The 16,802-nt window shown below is 49.1% G+C and carries 14 protein-coding genes; 7 read left to right on the top strand and 7 right to left on the bottom strand.

The annotated features are described in order from the left end of the window. Positions 1-55: 55 nt before the first annotated feature. From fdxA to WJT86_RS11010, 3 genes are all read right to left on the bottom strand, one after another. Positions 56-391: a ferredoxin FdxA gene (fdxA, locus tag WJT86_RS11020; protein WP_346337626.1), complete on the bottom strand. Its 336-nt coding sequence runs from the start codon at positions 389-391 to the stop codon at positions 56-58. Positions 392-586: 195 nt separating this feature from the next. Beyond that, positions 587-847: an RNA-binding S4 domain-containing protein gene (locus tag WJT86_RS11015; RefSeq protein ID WP_346337625.1), complete on the bottom strand. Its 261-nt coding sequence runs from the start codon at positions 845-847 to the stop codon at positions 587-589. 13 nt (positions 848-860) lie between these two features. After that, a complete protein-coding gene (locus tag WJT86_RS11010) occupies positions 861-3,824 on the bottom strand; it encodes a helicase-related protein (protein WP_407066958.1) in 2,964 nt (987 codons plus the stop codon). Between the two features lie 454 nt (positions 3,825-4,278). Here WJT86_RS11010 and WJT86_RS11005 point away from each other — a divergent pair, with 454 nt between their 5' ends. Continuing rightward, the gene (locus WJT86_RS11005) at positions 4,279-7,344 is read left to right on the top strand and encodes an autotransporter family protein (protein ID WP_346337624.1); all 3,066 of its coding nucleotides are present in this window, start codon (positions 4,279-4,281) and stop codon (positions 7,342-7,344) included. 80 nt (positions 7,345-7,424) lie between these two features. Here the strand turns inward: WJT86_RS11005 and WJT86_RS11000 are convergent, their stop codons facing one another. After that, positions 7,425-8,243, bottom strand: a complete 819-nt coding sequence (locus tag WJT86_RS11000) for a DUF3108 domain-containing protein (RefSeq protein ID WP_346337623.1) — start codon at positions 8,241-8,243, stop codon at positions 7,425-7,427. A 237-nt stretch (positions 8,244-8,480) separates the two neighbouring features. On the opposite strand from WJT86_RS11000, the gene rpmB reads away from it, so the two are divergent. Beyond that, a complete protein-coding gene (gene rpmB, locus WJT86_RS10995) occupies positions 8,481-8,771 on the top strand; it encodes a 50S ribosomal protein L28 (protein WP_346337622.1) in 291 nt (96 codons plus the stop codon). Positions 8,772-8,849: 78 nt separating this feature from the next. Continuing rightward, a complete protein-coding gene (locus WJT86_RS10990; RefSeq protein ID WP_346337621.1) occupies positions 8,850-9,500 on the top strand; it encodes a queuosine precursor transporter in 651 nt (216 codons plus the stop codon). A gap of 5 nt (positions 9,501-9,505) precedes the next feature. On the opposite strand, the gene cobT is transcribed toward WJT86_RS10990, so the two are convergent. From cobT to WJT86_RS10975, 3 genes are all read right to left on the bottom strand, one after another. After that, a complete protein-coding gene (gene cobT, locus WJT86_RS10985) occupies positions 9,506-11,395 on the bottom strand; it encodes a cobaltochelatase subunit CobT (protein ID WP_346337620.1) in 1,890 nt (629 codons plus the stop codon). 8 nt (positions 11,396-11,403) lie between these two features. Next, a complete protein-coding gene (gene cobS / locus WJT86_RS10980; RefSeq protein WP_346337619.1) occupies positions 11,404-12,390 on the bottom strand; it encodes a cobaltochelatase subunit CobS in 987 nt (328 codons plus the stop codon). A 134-nt stretch (positions 12,391-12,524) separates the two neighbouring features. After that, positions 12,525-13,154, bottom strand: a complete 630-nt coding sequence (locus tag WJT86_RS10975; protein WP_346337618.1) for a J domain-containing protein — start codon at positions 13,152-13,154, stop codon at positions 12,525-12,527. 134 nt (positions 13,155-13,288) lie between these two features. On the opposite strand from WJT86_RS10975, the gene WJT86_RS10970 reads away from it, so the two are divergent. The 4 genes from WJT86_RS10970 (at position 13,289) to WJT86_RS10955 (ending at position 16,802) form a co-directional block, all read left to right on the top strand. Next, positions 13,289-13,567 (top strand): BolA family protein, encoded by a 279-nt coding sequence (locus WJT86_RS10970; protein WP_346337617.1) that lies wholly within the window; start codon positions 13,289-13,291, stop codon positions 13,565-13,567. A 164-nt stretch (positions 13,568-13,731) separates the two neighbouring features. Then, positions 13,732-14,964, top strand: a complete 1,233-nt coding sequence (locus tag WJT86_RS10965; protein ID WP_346337616.1) for a D-alanyl-D-alanine carboxypeptidase family protein — start codon at positions 13,732-13,734, stop codon at positions 14,962-14,964. Between the two features lie 50 nt (positions 14,965-15,014). After that, positions 15,015-16,178, top strand: coding sequence for a CobW family GTP-binding protein (locus WJT86_RS10960; RefSeq protein ID WP_346337615.1), 1,164 nt, complete (start codon positions 15,015-15,017; stop codon positions 16,176-16,178). 3 nt (positions 16,179-16,181) lie between these two features. After that, complete coding sequence (locus tag WJT86_RS10955) at positions 16,182-16,802, top strand: LysE family translocator (protein ID WP_346337613.1); 621 nt, start codon at positions 16,182-16,184, stop codon at positions 16,800-16,802.

Here is a 16,802-nt window from a genome sequence, read left to right as displayed (position 1 = left end):
GAAAGATCGTTAGCGGAGAGTAAACTGTAACATTCTGATTTTTATAGTTTGTTGCTTAGTCGCCATCACCTGGCTTATTGGAGAAATGCTCTATTTTATTAGGCTTTCCATCCCATTCAGCCGCATCCGGCAACGGGTCTTTCTTCTGTGTCAGGTTAGGCCAGATACGGGCCATATCAGCATTAAGCTTCAGCCAGCTCTCTGTATCCGGTTCAGTATCCGGACGAATGGCATCTGCCGGGCATTCTGGTTCACAAACGCCACAATCAATACACTCATCCGGATGGATAACGAGCATATTCTCGCCTTCGTAGAAACAGTCAACAGGACAGACCTCAACGCAATCCGTATATTTGCACTTAATGCAATTGTCGGTAACGATATAGGTCATCTTCATCTCCCCGCGACTACAAACCAGACAGAACGCATAACATATTTCATGTTTTACTTCTGTGTACCGTGTCACAGCATAAACTGCTGATTAGAATGCCTCTAACGCCTGAGGCTGCCTGATGCAAGCCCTAGATGTCAGCTAGTTGCTGTTGCTTCAACAACAACAATGAATATTGCTAATGAAATCTGAAAACTATTTACTTTTGAAGAGTAGGCCTGCTTCTTTTGCAGGGCCCCGGCGAAGACCTGGCGCAAGCACTTCAATAACAAGCGTTGTTCGCGGCAATGCAATTGTTAAAACATCGCCCGGGCTTATTGCATAGGCGGCCTGCGTAATGCGTACCCCATTAACCCGCACATGCCCATCCAAGATAAAACGTGTTGCAAGGGTACGCGACTTGATAATTCGCGCGTACCACAGCCACTTATCCAGACGTTGCTGACCTTCACGCATCCGGCCCCAGGCCTCAGGATTTATTATCCTGAAGCTGGTTCTTCAATGCCAGAAGCTTTGCAAATGGAGAATTCGGATCCGGTTCCCGGTCACGACGGTTATCCTGTTTGCGTTCAAACGATTTATTATCGCGTGGCCCGGCTTTCTTGTCAGAACGCTTCGGCCCACGGCGATCCCGGTCGGGGCGGGAGAACTTCTGTCCTTCACCCTCACGGCGTTCACCACGGTTCTGATCACTACGCTGACCGCGGCGCTGATTGTTCTGCCGCTGGCCCTGACGCTGCTGACCATCATTAAAGCGTTGCTGATGCCAGATTTCAATCGTAGCAGGCTCAGCCGGAACTTCAGCGGAAGCATCTGCAGCCTCGGAAGCCGTTGCTTCTGTCTGCTCTGCAACAACAGGCGTATCTTCAGCAACCGCCTGTTCAACAGGAGCTTCATCTGTAGCAACAGGTTCTTCCTTAGCCGCATCAGCAGCCTGAACTATTACACCCGGAATTGGAGCCGACGGAATGAGCGCAACTGTAATCGCTGCCCCTTCACGGGTTTCGGACGTATATCCAAGGGATTTCAGAATTGACGAGAATTCTTCACCAGCGCAGCCAACAAGTGATGTCATGGCAACGGTGACAACGAAGCCATTGCCATCAGCTGCACCAGCCGGTGGCTCACCGGGTGTTACACCCGGACGGTAGGCAATCGCCGGACGAATAAGATCAGCAAGACGTTCGAGAATATCAACACGAACAGCTCTCGTCCCACAAATGCGGAAGCCTGCTGAAAGGTAGAGACCTACAGCAATTTCCGGATCCATAGGAATAGATGTCCGGCCAGAGCTTGCAAGAAGTGCAATCTCGTCAATACCCTTCTGGTCAAGGCCGCCGTTCTTGAGAGCCCATAGCTGGGTTGCCAGTGTTCTGGGAGCCGGCTTCAGAAGAGCAGGCAGATAAATATGATAGGCACCAAAGCGGACACCAAGCTTACGCAGAATACCACGGGCATCCTGATCAAGACTGCGAACATCCTGCAGAACTTTACTGCGCTCAAGAACACCAAGTGTTTCTGAAAGCTGGAAACCAATTCCCTTGGCAATCCCTGTCAGCTCTGCTGCGTCTTCAAGCTGCATAGCAGGGCCAAGCAGACGAACGATGTAAGCCTTCAGCCATGCGCGCAGGCGAATTTCAATCTTCTCACGGGCCGGGCCGGAAAGCTGATCATCTGCAATGATACGAACATGCGGTTCATAAAGTTTTTCACCAGCTTCCAGCTTGGCAACCGGCTCACCAGTCCAGCGAATAGTGCCATCATTAGCAATAACCAATGAGGCATCTGCTGCAGCCGAAAAGCGTTCAGCTCTGGCCTCAATCTCGCTTGCTAAAGCTTTTTCAGCAGCATTTCGCAATGTTTTGGCTTCAACCGTATCGGCCAGTGATTCCGGCACGAACTGAAAACCATGAATATGACCAACGTGTTGACCTTCAACGGTCACTTCACCAGCAGTTGATATTTGCGCTTCGAGCATTGTGTTCTCTCTAAGGCGTCGCATAAGAAAGCTTGTTCGTCTGTCGACAAAACGTTGAGCAAGCCTCTCATGCAAGGCATCCGATAAATTGTCCTCTACCAGACGGGCGACGCTCTGCCAATGTTCCGGATCCTTTAACCAGTCCGGCCTATTGGCGACGAAGCTCCATGTCCTTACCTGTGCAATACGGTTCGACAGGGTATCTATATCGCCATCTGTCCGATCAACCAAGGCCAATTGACGAGAAAACCACTCTTCAGGCACAAACTCTTCATCCATAATGAAGCGATAAAGGGTTCCGATTAGGTCTGCATGCCCTTGTGAAGACACTTTTCTGTAATCCGGAACCTGACATATTTCCCACAGTCTTTTGACAGCAGCAGGTGTTGAGGCCATCTGACGGATATCATTTTCCTGAAAAACATTTTCCAGTGCGATCACATCTTCATTATCAGGTGCAAGGACGAGCCCGCGCTCATTCGGTGAACGGCCGAGGGAGGCACGCAGGTTGACCAGACTGGAGAAATCCAGATCAGGATTACGCCATTGCAATATCTGAACCGGATCAAATTTATGGCTTTCCAGCGCTTCAACAATTTCAGGCTCAAAAGGCGGGCAACGGCCTGCTGTTCCGAAGGTTCCATCACGCATATATCGTCCAGCGCGCCCTGCAATCTGAGCCAGTTCAGCCGGAAAAAGCTTGCGAAACTTAAACCCATCAAATTTACGGTCTGCAGCAAAAGCCACATGCTCAATGTCGAGATTCAACCCCATCCCGATTGCATCGGTTGCAACGAGATAATCGACTTCTCCCGATTGATAGAGCTCGACCTGAGCATTTCTTGTACGCGGAGAAAGAGCACCAAGCACCACAGCCGCACCACCTCTCTGGCGGCGGATCAGCTCAGCAATCGTGTAAACTTCTTCAACTGAAAAAGCGACAATGGCCGACCTTCTCGGCAAGCGGGAAATCTTCTTTTCACCCGTAAAGCTAAGTGTGGATAATCTTGGCCGCGTGGTAATCTGGATGCCCGGAATGAGCTTTTCCAGAATCGGCCGCATGGTTTCAGAACCAATCAGAAGAGTTTCCTCTGCTCCACGCTGGTTCAGAATCCTGTCTGTGAAAACATGACCACGATCAAAATCTGAGGCTAACTGAATTTCATCAATCGCGACAAAAGCGAGTTTAAGGTCACGCGGCATCGCTTCAACCGTCGACACCCAATAGCGCGGTCGGTCTGGCTTTATTTTTTCTTCACCAGTGATCAGTGCAACATTATGTTCACCAACCTTCTCAACAACCCGCTGATAAACTTCACGGGCCAGCAGGCGCAAAGGCAGCCCGATCATTCCGCTACCACGGGCCAGCATCCGTTCAATGGCGAGGTGGGTTTTACCTGTATTGGTTGGTCCCAGAACAGCCGTTACATTCTGCCCCCTAAGAGCTGACGGCAATGAGCGTACAACATTAACAGCTGCCCCACTCTGTGAAGCCTTAATACGCTCTGTTGCAGGTACGGGTCTTCCACGCCTAGGCCCCTTTTCATTCCCTAAAGCGTTCTTTTTTAGTTTCTCAATATATTCAGGAGGGAAAAGATGCTTCACCAGCAATATCCAAATTTTAAATCAGACAAACAGACATCAGAAATAGATTATTTGGTCAAGGAAAAAAGTCTTCTCTAATATTATGAAAATTTAAGTATATACAAAAACTTATAAAAATAGTTGCTTTAAGAAACTAAATTCTATCCATATCGAAAAAAGCATATCACAAAAAAAATTAAATTATATAATCAGATAATATAAAAGAAAAAAATATTGATATATTTAAAAATAAAATATATTTTAATAAAAAAAAATCATCCAAATAATTTTTAACATAAAGTTCTAATATTTAGTGGGGTATCCTATGGGCAGATATATCAAGAAGCGCTCTTTGCGTACAGTACAAACTTATAAGTCAACATTGTTAGCCGGAACAGCAGTACTATCTCTTTTAATACCTTCAGCAGTATTGGCAGATACATGTACAGCAACAACCTGCGTTTCGTCTTCAACTTCAACAAATACAGCGACAGCGACTGGTGGTGCAGATCTGACATTTCAGAACAGCGTCAATATTTCGACTGGTTCTGTCGCACTCAATGCGGATTCATCCAAAATAACATTCAACCAGAATGTGGATTTTGTTGCGAGCTCAGCAATAGGTAATTCCTACTGGCTTCAATCATTGAACAGTACAATTGATGTGAAAGGCAATATGGATGTCACGGCAACGTCGACATCAACAAATCCTTTTCTGCAGCTCAGCAGTACAACATTCAATGTGGATGGAAACCTGACTTTCAATGTCACAGCTAAGTCCAACGGTACTCCAGCTGGCAGCATTAACTACATACTCGTCCAGAACGGAAGTGTCCTGAATGTTGCAGGACATACGCAGATTGATGGTTCTAACGCGAGCGATCAGACCAGCATTCTCATGAATCCGAACGGCACGCTCAACTTCAGTACCCTGACCATTGACATGGGCACGGTAACAAGAGCGAAAGCAGGCAACCTTTCAGGGGTTCTCACATCAACCGGGGCAACTGTTATCAAGGGTGGTGAGTGGTCTCAGGCTATCTGGGCCAGCAACGTTTCTACAACCAGTCTTGGAGAAAGCACCGTTACGGCTGATCAGCTGAGAGCAACTTATGCAGATAAGCCCATTATCGTAAATATTGGCGCTGATGCCACTATTGATACCGGCCGTGCTGTCACTATAATCTCAGCCGCCGATTCGCTTGTCCTTATCAAAGGCCAGATATACAGCACCCATAACAGTGACAATACCGTAGTTTACGGAAATTCACGAAGTGATGAGGTCCGTATTCAGGGCAATGCTTATGTTGAAGGCTGGATCGAGACTGGCGCTGGAGATGATTCCCTTTACATTGAATCAGGGCAGTTCATTGGCTCTCTTGATGCCGGCACCGGCAATGATAAATTTGTCATAACAGGCGGCTCAGCAACCACAACCAATGGTTTCTATATGGGCTCCGGCAATGACCACTTTGAGATTTCCGGCGGTAAGATTGCCGGTGCGGTCTTCATGGGCTTTGCAAATGTCGATACCGGTCATAATACAGCCCTGATCACAGGCACAGCCGATATTTCCGAACTGGTACGGCTGGACGGTGGCGCGAATGGTCTGGATGCAAATGCCACAGCGTCGCTGACAATCGACAACTATAACTTGTCAGGTTACATGTCCATGACGCTCGACGACCTGAGCAAAGGTGTCAATCTGGTCAACTGGACGGAAATGAACATTGTCAACGGCAGTACCCTGACACTGACAAGCTCTGCTCTGTTCTTCCGGATGAGTAATCCGGCCGTTGAGAACGTTCTGAATATTGATGCAACATCGACTGTCACCAATTCAGATATTTCTCCTGCTACCCAGACCATCGCAGCGAGTGTTTTCAATGCGGGCACAATGCGGCTGGACGGTAATTCGGTTGCTGGTGACAAATGGACAATCAGAGGCAACTACACCGGTATGAATGGCACACTGATGCTTGATACCGTATTGGGTGATGACAGCTCTCTAACCGACCTTCTGTACATCACAGGCGATGTCGCCGGTATGACAAACGTCGTCATCAACAACAGAGGCGGCCTTGGAGCCCTGACAACAGGCGACGGTATCAAGATCATTGAAATTGATGGCGCATCTCCTTCTGATGCCTTTGCTCTCCGGAGTGATTACACCTATCAGGGAACGCCGGTTGTGGTTGGTGGCGCCTATGTCTACTCACTTAACCATAATGGTGTTACCAATACGTCAGATGGTAACTGGTACCTGCGCTCTGTCTTCGATGTGCCGGATCCGGTCGATCCTCCACCAACTGATCCAGATCCAACACCAGATCCGGACCCGAAGCTTCCTGATACCGGAGGGCCATCTGTTGTCCCACCAACCAAACCAACGCCAGTTTATCAGCCAGGCGTACCAATCTATGAGGTCTATCCTCAGGTGCTGCTGGCAATGAACCGTCTTGGTACTTTGGAACAGCGTGTTGGTAACCGCATGTGGTCCGTCAACAAGCCTGGCACCGCAACATCACAACAGGCAGGGAATGTTGTAGAAGACCGTGGCCTCTGGATACGCCTTGAAGGCTCAACCAGCCATATCAACCCGGCAAAGTCTACCTCTCAGGCTCACTATGATCTGGATATGCTCCGGGCTCAGATTGGTCTTGATTTCCTTGCTGCTGAAAATGAGAAAGGCAAGTTGATTGGCGGTGTCTACTTCCAGTATGTCCATGCCAATTCTGATATCCGCTCTCGTTTCGGTTCCGGCAAGATAAAATCAGACGGATATGGTCTGGGCGGTACACTGACCTGGTATGGCAACAACGATGTCTATGTGGACGGTGTTGCGCAGGTCATGTGGTATGACACAGATATCACCTCTGATACTCTGGGACGCAAAGAGGTCAGCGGCAACAAGGGTACCGGCTATGCACTGAGCATTGAAGCAGGCAGAAAGATTAAGCTGAATGAAGAGTGGACTATGACGCCACAGATTCAGCTCTCTTATAACGCTGTCGACTTTAAAAAATTCCAGGATGCTTATGGTGCCGTTGTCCGTCAGAAAGACAGCGACTCTCTCACAGCACGTCTTGGTGTGGCCTTCAGCCGCGAGAATGAATGGAGATCAGAACAGGGTGACCTGCGACGTCTGAAAACATACGGCATTGCCAACCTCTATTATGAATTCCTTGATGGAACAGAGGTCTCGGTTACCAATGTCAATTTCCGGAATCGTTCAGATCGCTTCTGGGGTGGCATCGGAGCCGGTGTGTCGTACAACTGGAATGATGACGCCTACTCCCTTTACGGCGAAGTAGACGCCCGCACTTCCTTCTCTGACTTTGGAAGCAGCTACGCTCTTAATGGAACAATCGGCTTCAGAGCCAAGTTCTGACATCATTTATGAGATTATTCAGCCCCTGTCAGGGTATATCCTGACAGGGGCTGTTTTTATATGTAACGCTGAATTCTCATTTACTCAGAAGTAACGTTCCACTGTTCTGCCTGCAGTGTAGCCATACCGGCAGCGGTTCTGACAGAAACACGCAGAGGCAGCATGTAGCCCGTTCCCTGTATTGGGGCGAGCCAGACAGACATATCTTTATTATGCATCATGTAACGAATAATCCGTCTGGCCGGGCGATGCCCTGCAAGCGGGACATAACGGACATTACAGACCAGAACCTGCCCCTTATATCCTCCAATATCAGCCTGACGCATACCCGCGTAGCTCATGACAATATCAAGTCTTGAACCACCATCAAAAACCGGAATTGTACGATTACAGTCTTTTTCTGAAAGTTCATTACCTCGCATTGGCATCAAGGTGGCACTCAGAGGATCAAGAACAGCCCTCTTATGTTGCGTTAACAGCTGAACCCTACCCGGCTTATCATCCATGGGCGGTTCCATACTTAATGTGGTGACATTGCCATTACGCGTATCAATCCTGACAACTTTCTGGCTTTTACCTAATCGAACCGATGCCTGAAAAATAGAATTGGCAACGGGATTAAGAGTATTCTTTTGCCCTATAATCGAACGTAAAGACCCATTTGCCACTGCTCCGCCTTTACCGCTGGCGAACAAACCGACAAGACCAACCAGTTTTCCCGTGGCCTGTATTTCATAGGATGAACCATGAATGGCACTTGAGACATCCAGTTGCCCCACAGGCAGCCCCATAATGCTTGCGCCATATCGAACCTTGAATGAGGCAGCCTGAGCTCCTCCGACCGCAGCCAGAGATGCTCCTAAAGCCAAAATGCTTGTCCATTTAATGGGTTGTTTCACAAATGGTCCTCTCGTGATTCCCTTAAAGATAGTACCGACTTTTCCACTTTACGAGCAGCAAGAGTCTTTTTTACGAAGATTCAGAGAGTTTTTATGCGATATTTGTTGACTAGGACCTGAATATTTCCTATAGCCAGCGGACTTCAAAGACTTTAGCAGTCTCCCCATTTGCACGCTTTCAATAGATTGAAGGCTTTTCATGTATGGCGGGACTTCGTAGAAAACAGGATGTAGATCATGTCGCGCCGTTGCGAATTGACCGGCAAAGCCGTTCTTAGTGGCCACCTTGTAAGCCACTCGAACCGCAAGACAAAGCGGAAGTTCCTGCCGAACCTCTGCAACGTCACGCTTCAGTCTGAAACTCTTCAGCGCTCCGTGCGCTTCCGCATTGCTGCAGCTTCGCTGCGCAGTGTTGAGCACCGCGGTGGTCTGGATGCTTTCTTGATCAAGGCTCGCGATGGTGAGCTTTCTCAGGGTGCACGCCAGCTTAAGCGCGAGATTGAAAAGAAGATGGCTGCTGCCAGCTAATTGGCTAAAGCAGTAACATCATGCTATGGGGCGGCTGATGCCGCCCTTTTGCATTTATATGGGTAACCGGAAATTGAAATGACAGCTACAGGAACAACAAAGCCTTTTATTTCAACCCGCGAGCTACTGCTTGCAGTGGTTGTCATGACGCTTGTCGTTCTGGCTTCAAATATTCTGGTTCAGTATCCAATTCACGCCATTGGGGCTGGTGAATGGCTGACATGGGGCGCAATCAGCTACCCATTTGCTTTTCTCGTCAATGATCTCTCCAACCGCCGCTTTGGCCCTGCCGGAGCACGTCGTGTTGTTTATGTAGGCTTCGTTGCTGCTGTACTGATCTCCATCGTACTGGCAACTCCACGCATCGCCATTGCCTCCGGCTCAGCATTTCTGTTCTCACAGCTGCTTGATATCTTTGTATTCCAGAAGATGCGCCGCAGAGCCTGGTGGCTTCAGCCTTTTGTTGCCTCTCTCGTTGCATCAGCGCTGGATACGGCAATCTTCTTCTCGTTTGCCTTCTATTGCGGCCCGTTATTTGGAACCGATGCCACCATCTCCAGCTTACTTGGGGCAGCAGGCATTGCTGACCAGTGTCAGGTTCTTCCATGGACCCAGCTGGCAATTGCAGATTATGGGATGAAGGTCATTCTGGCTGCTATTGCGATATTGCCATACGGCGCACTGATCACATTCATCAAGCCAATGAGACCTCAGAACGGCTCAGTCTGATTGCATCAATATCCGCGTTTGCGCACACGCCGGGAGGGTTCAGCGGGAGTATCGCTGAAAAGCTCGGCGAGCTTTTCCATCATTACACCACCAAGCTCTTCAGCATCCACAATGGTTACGGCACGCTGGTAATAGCGTGTCACATCATGACCAATACCGATTGCGGTCAATTCAACAGATGAGCGCAGTTCAATATCTTCGATCACCGCCCGCAGATGCTTTTCCAGATAATTGCCCGGATTGACTGAAAGTGTTGAATCATCAACCGGCGCACCATCTGAAATAACCATCAGAATACGTCTCTGCTCAGAACGCGCCAATAACCTGCGATGAGCCCAATCCAGAGCCTCGCCATCAATATTTTCTTTCAGCAACCCTTCACGCATCATCAGACCGAGGTTCTTTCGGGCACGGCGCCATGGAGAATCGGCTGACTTATATATGATATGGCGCAGGTCATTCAGACGGCCCGGATTTGATGGCTTACCTGCTTCAAGCCATTTTTCACGAGCGTGCCCGCCCTTCCATGTCTTGGTTGTAAATCCGAGAATCTCAACCTTCACACCGCAACGCTCAAGCGTACGCGCCAGAATATCAGCACAGGTTGCGGCAACCGTAATCGGCCGGCCACGCATCGAGCCTGAGTTATCGATCAACAGCGTCACAACCGTATCACGGAAATTGGTATCGAGCTCCTGCTTGAAAGAAAGCGCCTGAAACGGATCCGTGACCACACGTGTCAACCGGGCCGGGTCAAGCATGCCTTCTTCAAGGTCGAACTCCCATGACCGGTTCTGCTGTGCCAGAAGACGGCGCTGCAAACGGTTCGCCAGACGTCCGACAAGACCCTGCAGATGCGCGAGCTGTTTATCGAGGTAGCTACGCAGCCGCTCCAGCTCTTCCGCATCACAAAGCTCTTCAGCTGTTGTGGTTTCGTCAAACTCAGTCGTGAAGACGTGGTAATTGATATTCTGAACGTCGTTGGCACGGCTTGGTGGGCGCCAGCTCTCGGATGGGCTTTCCGCACTGTCGACATCCATCTCGTTCTCGGTTTCACCGAGAGGAGCATCATCACTTTCAGAACTGCCTTCTTCCGTATCGTTTTCGGCTTCTTCCTGTGTCTCTATATCGCCGCGCGTTGTTTCATTGGGATCTTCTTCGTCACCATCAGAAATTTCGTCCTGCTCATCCCCTTCCTGATCTTCATCAGGGTCATCTCGGGTGTCATTTTCAAGAAGTTCGTCGCCAATACTCAGGGTATGCAGGATATCCCGGACAAGACGGCCATAATCACTCTGCTTTTCAACAGTGCCGGCGAGCTCATCCAGAACCTGTCCAACCTGCTGTTCCAAGGAAGAGCGCCACAGCTCAACAATCTGATTTGCGGCTTCAGGCGGTTTTTGCCCCGTCAGACGCTCCCGGACCAAAAGAGCCAAGGCATCTTCAATCGGGGCCTCTTCCTGCGTTGAAACAGGCTGCTGTTTGCTCCTGAGTGTATATTTATCTTCCAACATGGCCGTCAGATTGGCAGCCGTTCCCGCGAGCCTACGCGTACCAAGGGCCTCAACACGAGCCTGCTCAACCGCATCAAAAACCGCCCGGGCCAATGGATCAGCAGGTGCCAGCTTCTGATGTGTCGCCGTATCATGACAGGCAAGGCGTAAAGCCAGCGAGTCAGCATAGCCTCGAAGAACCGCCACATCCTGTGCACTCATTTGCCGAGGGGGCTCTGGCAAACGAACAATCTGCCCTGTAACAGCCGCACGTTCTGCTGAATATCCAATCTCCAGATCAGGCTGTTGTGCCATCGTGCGCAGACAGGAAGCTACAGCCCTTTTAAAAGGCTCGGCAGGTGGTTCCTGTTTTCCTGCTGCAATACGATTGGAGATGGTCATTTATAATCTCAGGAGAGCGCGATATTCGCAGCTGACTGTGGCAATTCCTTACCGAAAGAGCGTTGATAGAATTCGGCAACCAAGGCCTGTTCCAGATCATCACACTTATTCAGGAAGGTAATTCTGAAGGCAAAGCCAACATCTTTGAAGATATCGGCGTTTTCAGCCCATGTGATGACGGTACGAGGAGACATTACGGTCGACAAATCGCCATTTATAAAGGCTGAGCGGGTCATATCAGCGACACGCACCATCTTATCGACAATAGCCCGGCCTTCATCATTCTGGAAATGCGGGGCCTTGGACAGGATAATCTCGACTTCCCGGTCATGAGGCAGATAGTTCAGGGTTGTTACGATAGACCAGCGATCCATCTGCCCTTGGTTGATCTGCTGCGTACCATGATAAAGGCCGGACGTATCTCCAAGACCAACCGTATTGGCGGTCGCAAACAGGCGGAATGCCGGATGAGGTCGAATAACCCGCTTCTGATCAAGCAGCGTTAAACGACCGGATTGCTCAAGGACACGCTGGATCACAAACATGACATCCGGGCGACCGGCATCATACTCATCAAAAACAAGTGCAATGTTATTCTGTAAAGCCCAGGGCAAAATACCATCCTTGAACTCGGTGATCTGCATACCATCCTGTAAAACGATGGCGTCCTTACCCACGAGGTCAATACGGGAGACATGACTATCCAGATTAATACGGACACAAGGCCAGTTCAGGCGGGCGGCAACCTGCTCAATATGCGTGGATTTACCCGTTCCGTGATAACCGGAAATCATGACACGGCGGTTAAACGTGAAACCCGCCAGAATTGCCAGTGTCGTCTCTTTATCAAAGAGATAATCCGGGTCGATATCCGGCACATGCTCATTCGCAACAGAATAAGCCGGAACTTCCATATCACTGTCGATACCGAATACCTTTCGGGCCAATACCTTCTTATCCGGCAAATTTGCACTGGCTTCGGCTGACATCGACATCTGAAAATCCCTTCTCAAAACCACATGATCCGCACGCAGTTCATGACTGCATTATCTTTATTCATATATCACAGACAGGCTATTCACAATTTGGCTGTGATCTCTTTTATTGGTTTAAATCGACACACCAGAAATCAGCACATTCCTGCTGTCTTGAGGATATCATGAGCACGAATGATATCCCGCAGGCGCTCTTCGAAAGATCGGTCACCGCCGTTGGCATCAGGGTGAAAACGCTTCACAAGCTGCTTGTACTGTGCCTTGATTGCAGCCGCATCGGCAGTGCTGTCCAACCCCATAACATCAAGAGCTTTACGCACAGGTGCCGTCAGGCGCTTCTTTTTCGGTTCTGCAGGCTTTTTCGGTTGAGCGGTATTAAAGTTTTCGCCACGCAGAACACCCAAGGGATCAAAATATTCCCAATCACGGGCAATCTGCTCACCATTTGGGCCTTCAGGCTTTTGATTCTTGCGAACCCCCATCGACCAGGTCGGGCGATGGCCAATGACAGAATTCTTCTGATAGGCCTGCACAGCATCATCTGTCATGCCATCAAAATAATTATAGGTCGCATTATATTCCCGCACGTGATCCATGCAGAAACGCCAGTACTTCCCTTCATTGCCGCGCCCCTTTGGAGCACGATACAAGCCTGGCTGCGAACACCCGGGGTGTTCACAATTTGGCTCGCTATCCTTCCGGGCCGTCTTCGCAGATCCCGATTTAATTCTGATGCGATCAAATAATGGTGAGTTCAAATTCATAATTCTACAATTATGCTCATTTCAGTTCATCAAACCAAGGGAAATTTATATCTCCCAACCATGTTTTTGCCCTTGACAGAGCGCACGTAACACCAAACTCTTAGCCACCCAATCATGTAGCTCAAGGAAACAGAATGCCAACAACAGGCAAACAATCCCGCAAAGACTGGATTACAGAAAAGCTAACAGCCAAGTTTCAACCACAGCATCTCGTTGTAACGGATGATTCCCAAAAACACGAAGGCCATAGCGGCTGGCGTGAGGGTGGTGAAACACATTACAGTATAGATATCGTATCTGAAGCCTTCAAAGGCAAGAGCAGAGTTGAAATACATCGCATGATCAACGATGTATTATCAGAAGCCTTCTCCAGCGGGCTACATGCTTTAGCAGTTAAGGCAAAAGCGCCTTAAGCCATTAACAACCAAAAATTACATGTAGAGAATTACAGGACGTTCGTTCTGTGATATAAGCTGATTTATGATTTGGGATCAAAGTTATGCCCAAATTCCGGCGCATCAGTTGCCTCGCAGCTGTCAGATTAAGCGCCAGACAGTTATTATCTGAAAGGTTTGGAATGCCCCAGTTACTGAAACAGTTTGTTTCCCGGTCTTTTGTATTGCTCACAACAGTTCTGGTTTTTACGGGTATTTCCATTCGTAGTAATGCCAACCCAGCAATTGTCATTGACGTTGATAGCGGGCGCGTTCTCTATTCTGATCAGGCAACGGATCCTTGGTATCCTGCATCCATTACCAAACTCATGACAGCCTATGTCGCGATGAAGGCTGTCCGGGATGGCAGGCTGAATATGGATAGCCTTCTGACAGTGTCACAGGCATCCGCAAAACTGCCACCATCAAAGATGGGGTTTAAGCCCGGCAGCAATATTCGTCTGGATAATGCTCTCAAGATTATTATGGTCAAATCAGCCAATGATGTTGCCAATACCATTGCAGAAGGCGTTGGCGGCACAACTGATAATTTCGTTGCCATGATGAATCAGCAGGCACAGCGGCTTGGTATGTACAGTACCCGTTTTGTTAACCCGCATGGCCTCCCGGACAACCGTCAGCAGACATCGGCACGGGACATGGCCATTCTGGGTCGAACAATGATCCTTGAATTCCCTGAATATAATTATCTGTTCCACATTGGTGCCATCCAGTATGGCAAGCGTGTCATGTATAACACCAATGGCCTGATTGGCCGTTATGCTGGCGCTGATGGCATGAAGACAGGTTTTATCTGCGCATCCGGGTTTAATGTAGTTGCAACAGCAACACGCGGCAACACGCAACTTCTGACAGTTGTCCTTGGTGCACATTCTGCCAATGAAAGAACACTCCAGGCCGCCTATCTGTTTGACAAAGGTTTTTCATCCAGTGGTTTCATGAGTTCATCTCTTGATTCATTACCGGCATCAAGCTCAGTCACTCCCCCCAATCTTCGGTCACAAATTTGCGACAAGAGTGGCCCACTGGCTGAGGATGAAGATGGTGCCATTACCACAAATGGTAATTCTGACAGTTTCGCTGCAACAGCATCATTTGGCTCAGGCACAATGGCCTATGCAGATTCGGCATCGGCTAAAGTAACCCTTGGCAAACGCGCCAAAGCCATTCCTGAAAAGGTCTGGCTGGGGATGACACCATCAAGTGTCCCTGAAGAGCCTGACGTTGCGAAAAAGCCCAAGGCAAAGCCACTGAAGGGCGCTGCTCCTGCTAAGAAAACAGCACAGGCCAAGCAGGGAACTACAAAACTTGCTATTCCACCTGTTCACGCGAAGCCCCCGGCCCGCCCGAAGTAAAGGCGGGTTCAGCTTTACACCACTGGCTCCATTTTCACTCTGGTTAAATCATGCAAGAAGCACCTAAAGGCCAACCGGTGAAAGCTCCGGCTCCTATTCCACTCTCCATCATCACAGGTTTTCTTGGAGCAGGGAAAACAACTCTTCTGAATTATCTGCTGCAAGACCCTGATCTTGCCGATACTGTCGTGATCATGAATGAATTCGGCGAGATTGGTCTCGACCATCTGCTTGTCGAAACCATTGATGAAAACATGGTTTTGCTTTCAGCAGGTTGTTTGTGCTGCAGTGTTCGCGGCGACCTGATCAACACATTGGAAGACCTGCTGCGCAAGCGGGATAATAACCGGATCATGCCTTTCAAGCGGGTGATCATTGAAACAACAGGTCTGGCTGATCCTGCACCGATTCTCCATGCCGTGCTTTATCACCCCTATCTTTCACTGCGCTATTCTGTGGCTGAAGTCATTACCGTCATTGATGCGGTTAATGCAGAGAATACCATTTCCAGTCATCTGGAAGCCTTACGGCAGGTTGCAATTGCCGACAAGCTCCTGCTGACAAAAACAGATCTTGTAGATAGCACTGAAACACTTTCAAACTTGCGCTCGCGCCTTAACGCTATCAATCCGGCTGGAACCCTTTGTGAAGCCGTTAATGGTATCATCCCGGCAAAAGCTCTTATTGGTGATGGTCTTTTCAGTATTGAGGGCAAAATCTCAGATGTTGAGCAGTGGCTCAAAACTGATGCTGTTGAGGCAGCAGAACGCCACCAGCATGGTCATACTCACCACCACGGGCATGATCATGAGCACGATCACCATCATCATGATGTTAACCGTCACGATGCCCACATCCGTGCTTTCTGCCTGACCAGTGACAAACCCGTCAGACAGGCATCCTTTCAGATGTTCCTTGACCTTCTGCATGCAACGCAGGGGCCAAACCTGCTACGCATAAAAGGCCTGATCTGCATCGCTGAGCACCCTGAAAAACCGATTGTCATTCACGGTGTGCAACATGTTTTACATGTACCAGCCGTTCTGCCAAACTGGCCTAGTGATGACCACCGCAGCCGCATCGTTTTCATTGTAAAAGACATTGAACGTAGCGTTATTGATGGCTTATGGAATGCTTTTCAGGGTATTCCGGGCATCGATCAACCAGATGCAGCTGCACTAACCGACAACCCATTATCACTACGGCGAGAGTAAATCATGGATTACACCTATCAGTTACTGACACTTGCCGGTGTTATGTTGGTGGCCTGTATCAGCCCCGGGCCTGATTTTATTGCCGTTACCGCACAATCACTCTCCAATCGCAGATCAGGCCTTGCAACAGCACTTGGTGTTGCAACAGGCTGTCTTGTTTGGGCGACACTTGCGGTCTTTGGGTTAGGCGTCATCCTATCCAAACTTGTCTGGCTTTATGATGTCATCCGATATTTCGGCGCTGCTTATCTGATTTACCTCGGTGTCATGACTTTTCTCAGCCTGCGGAAAAAAACATCCGAGATTTCACTTCATAAAGAACACAGCCTTTCATTCCTGCAGGCCTATCGCAGAGGGCTTCTTGTAAACCTGACAAACCCTAAGTCTGTCGCCTTCTTTGGCAGCCTTTTTGTAACCGTCATTCCGGCGCACGCTCCTGTCTGGGTATACGGGGCAACTCTTATAATCGTCAGTATTGTTGCAGCCTGCTGGTTCTGCACGCTTGCAACCCTTTTCTCAAACGGGCATGTGCGCAGCACCTATCTGAAACTGCGGAAACCATTTGATGCTGCAATGGGTGGCGTCCTTGTTGCCCTGGGCACAAAACTCGCCATCGATCATTAG

This window comes from Hohaiivirga grylli (genome assembly GCF_039655745.1).
In the GTDB taxonomy this organism is placed as follows: Bacteria; Pseudomonadota; Alphaproteobacteria; order Rhizobiales; family Beijerinckiaceae; genus Hohaiivirga; species Hohaiivirga grylli.
The sequence above is the reverse complement of the archived record's forward strand: the minus strand, read 5'-3'. Positions and strand labels throughout refer to the sequence as shown.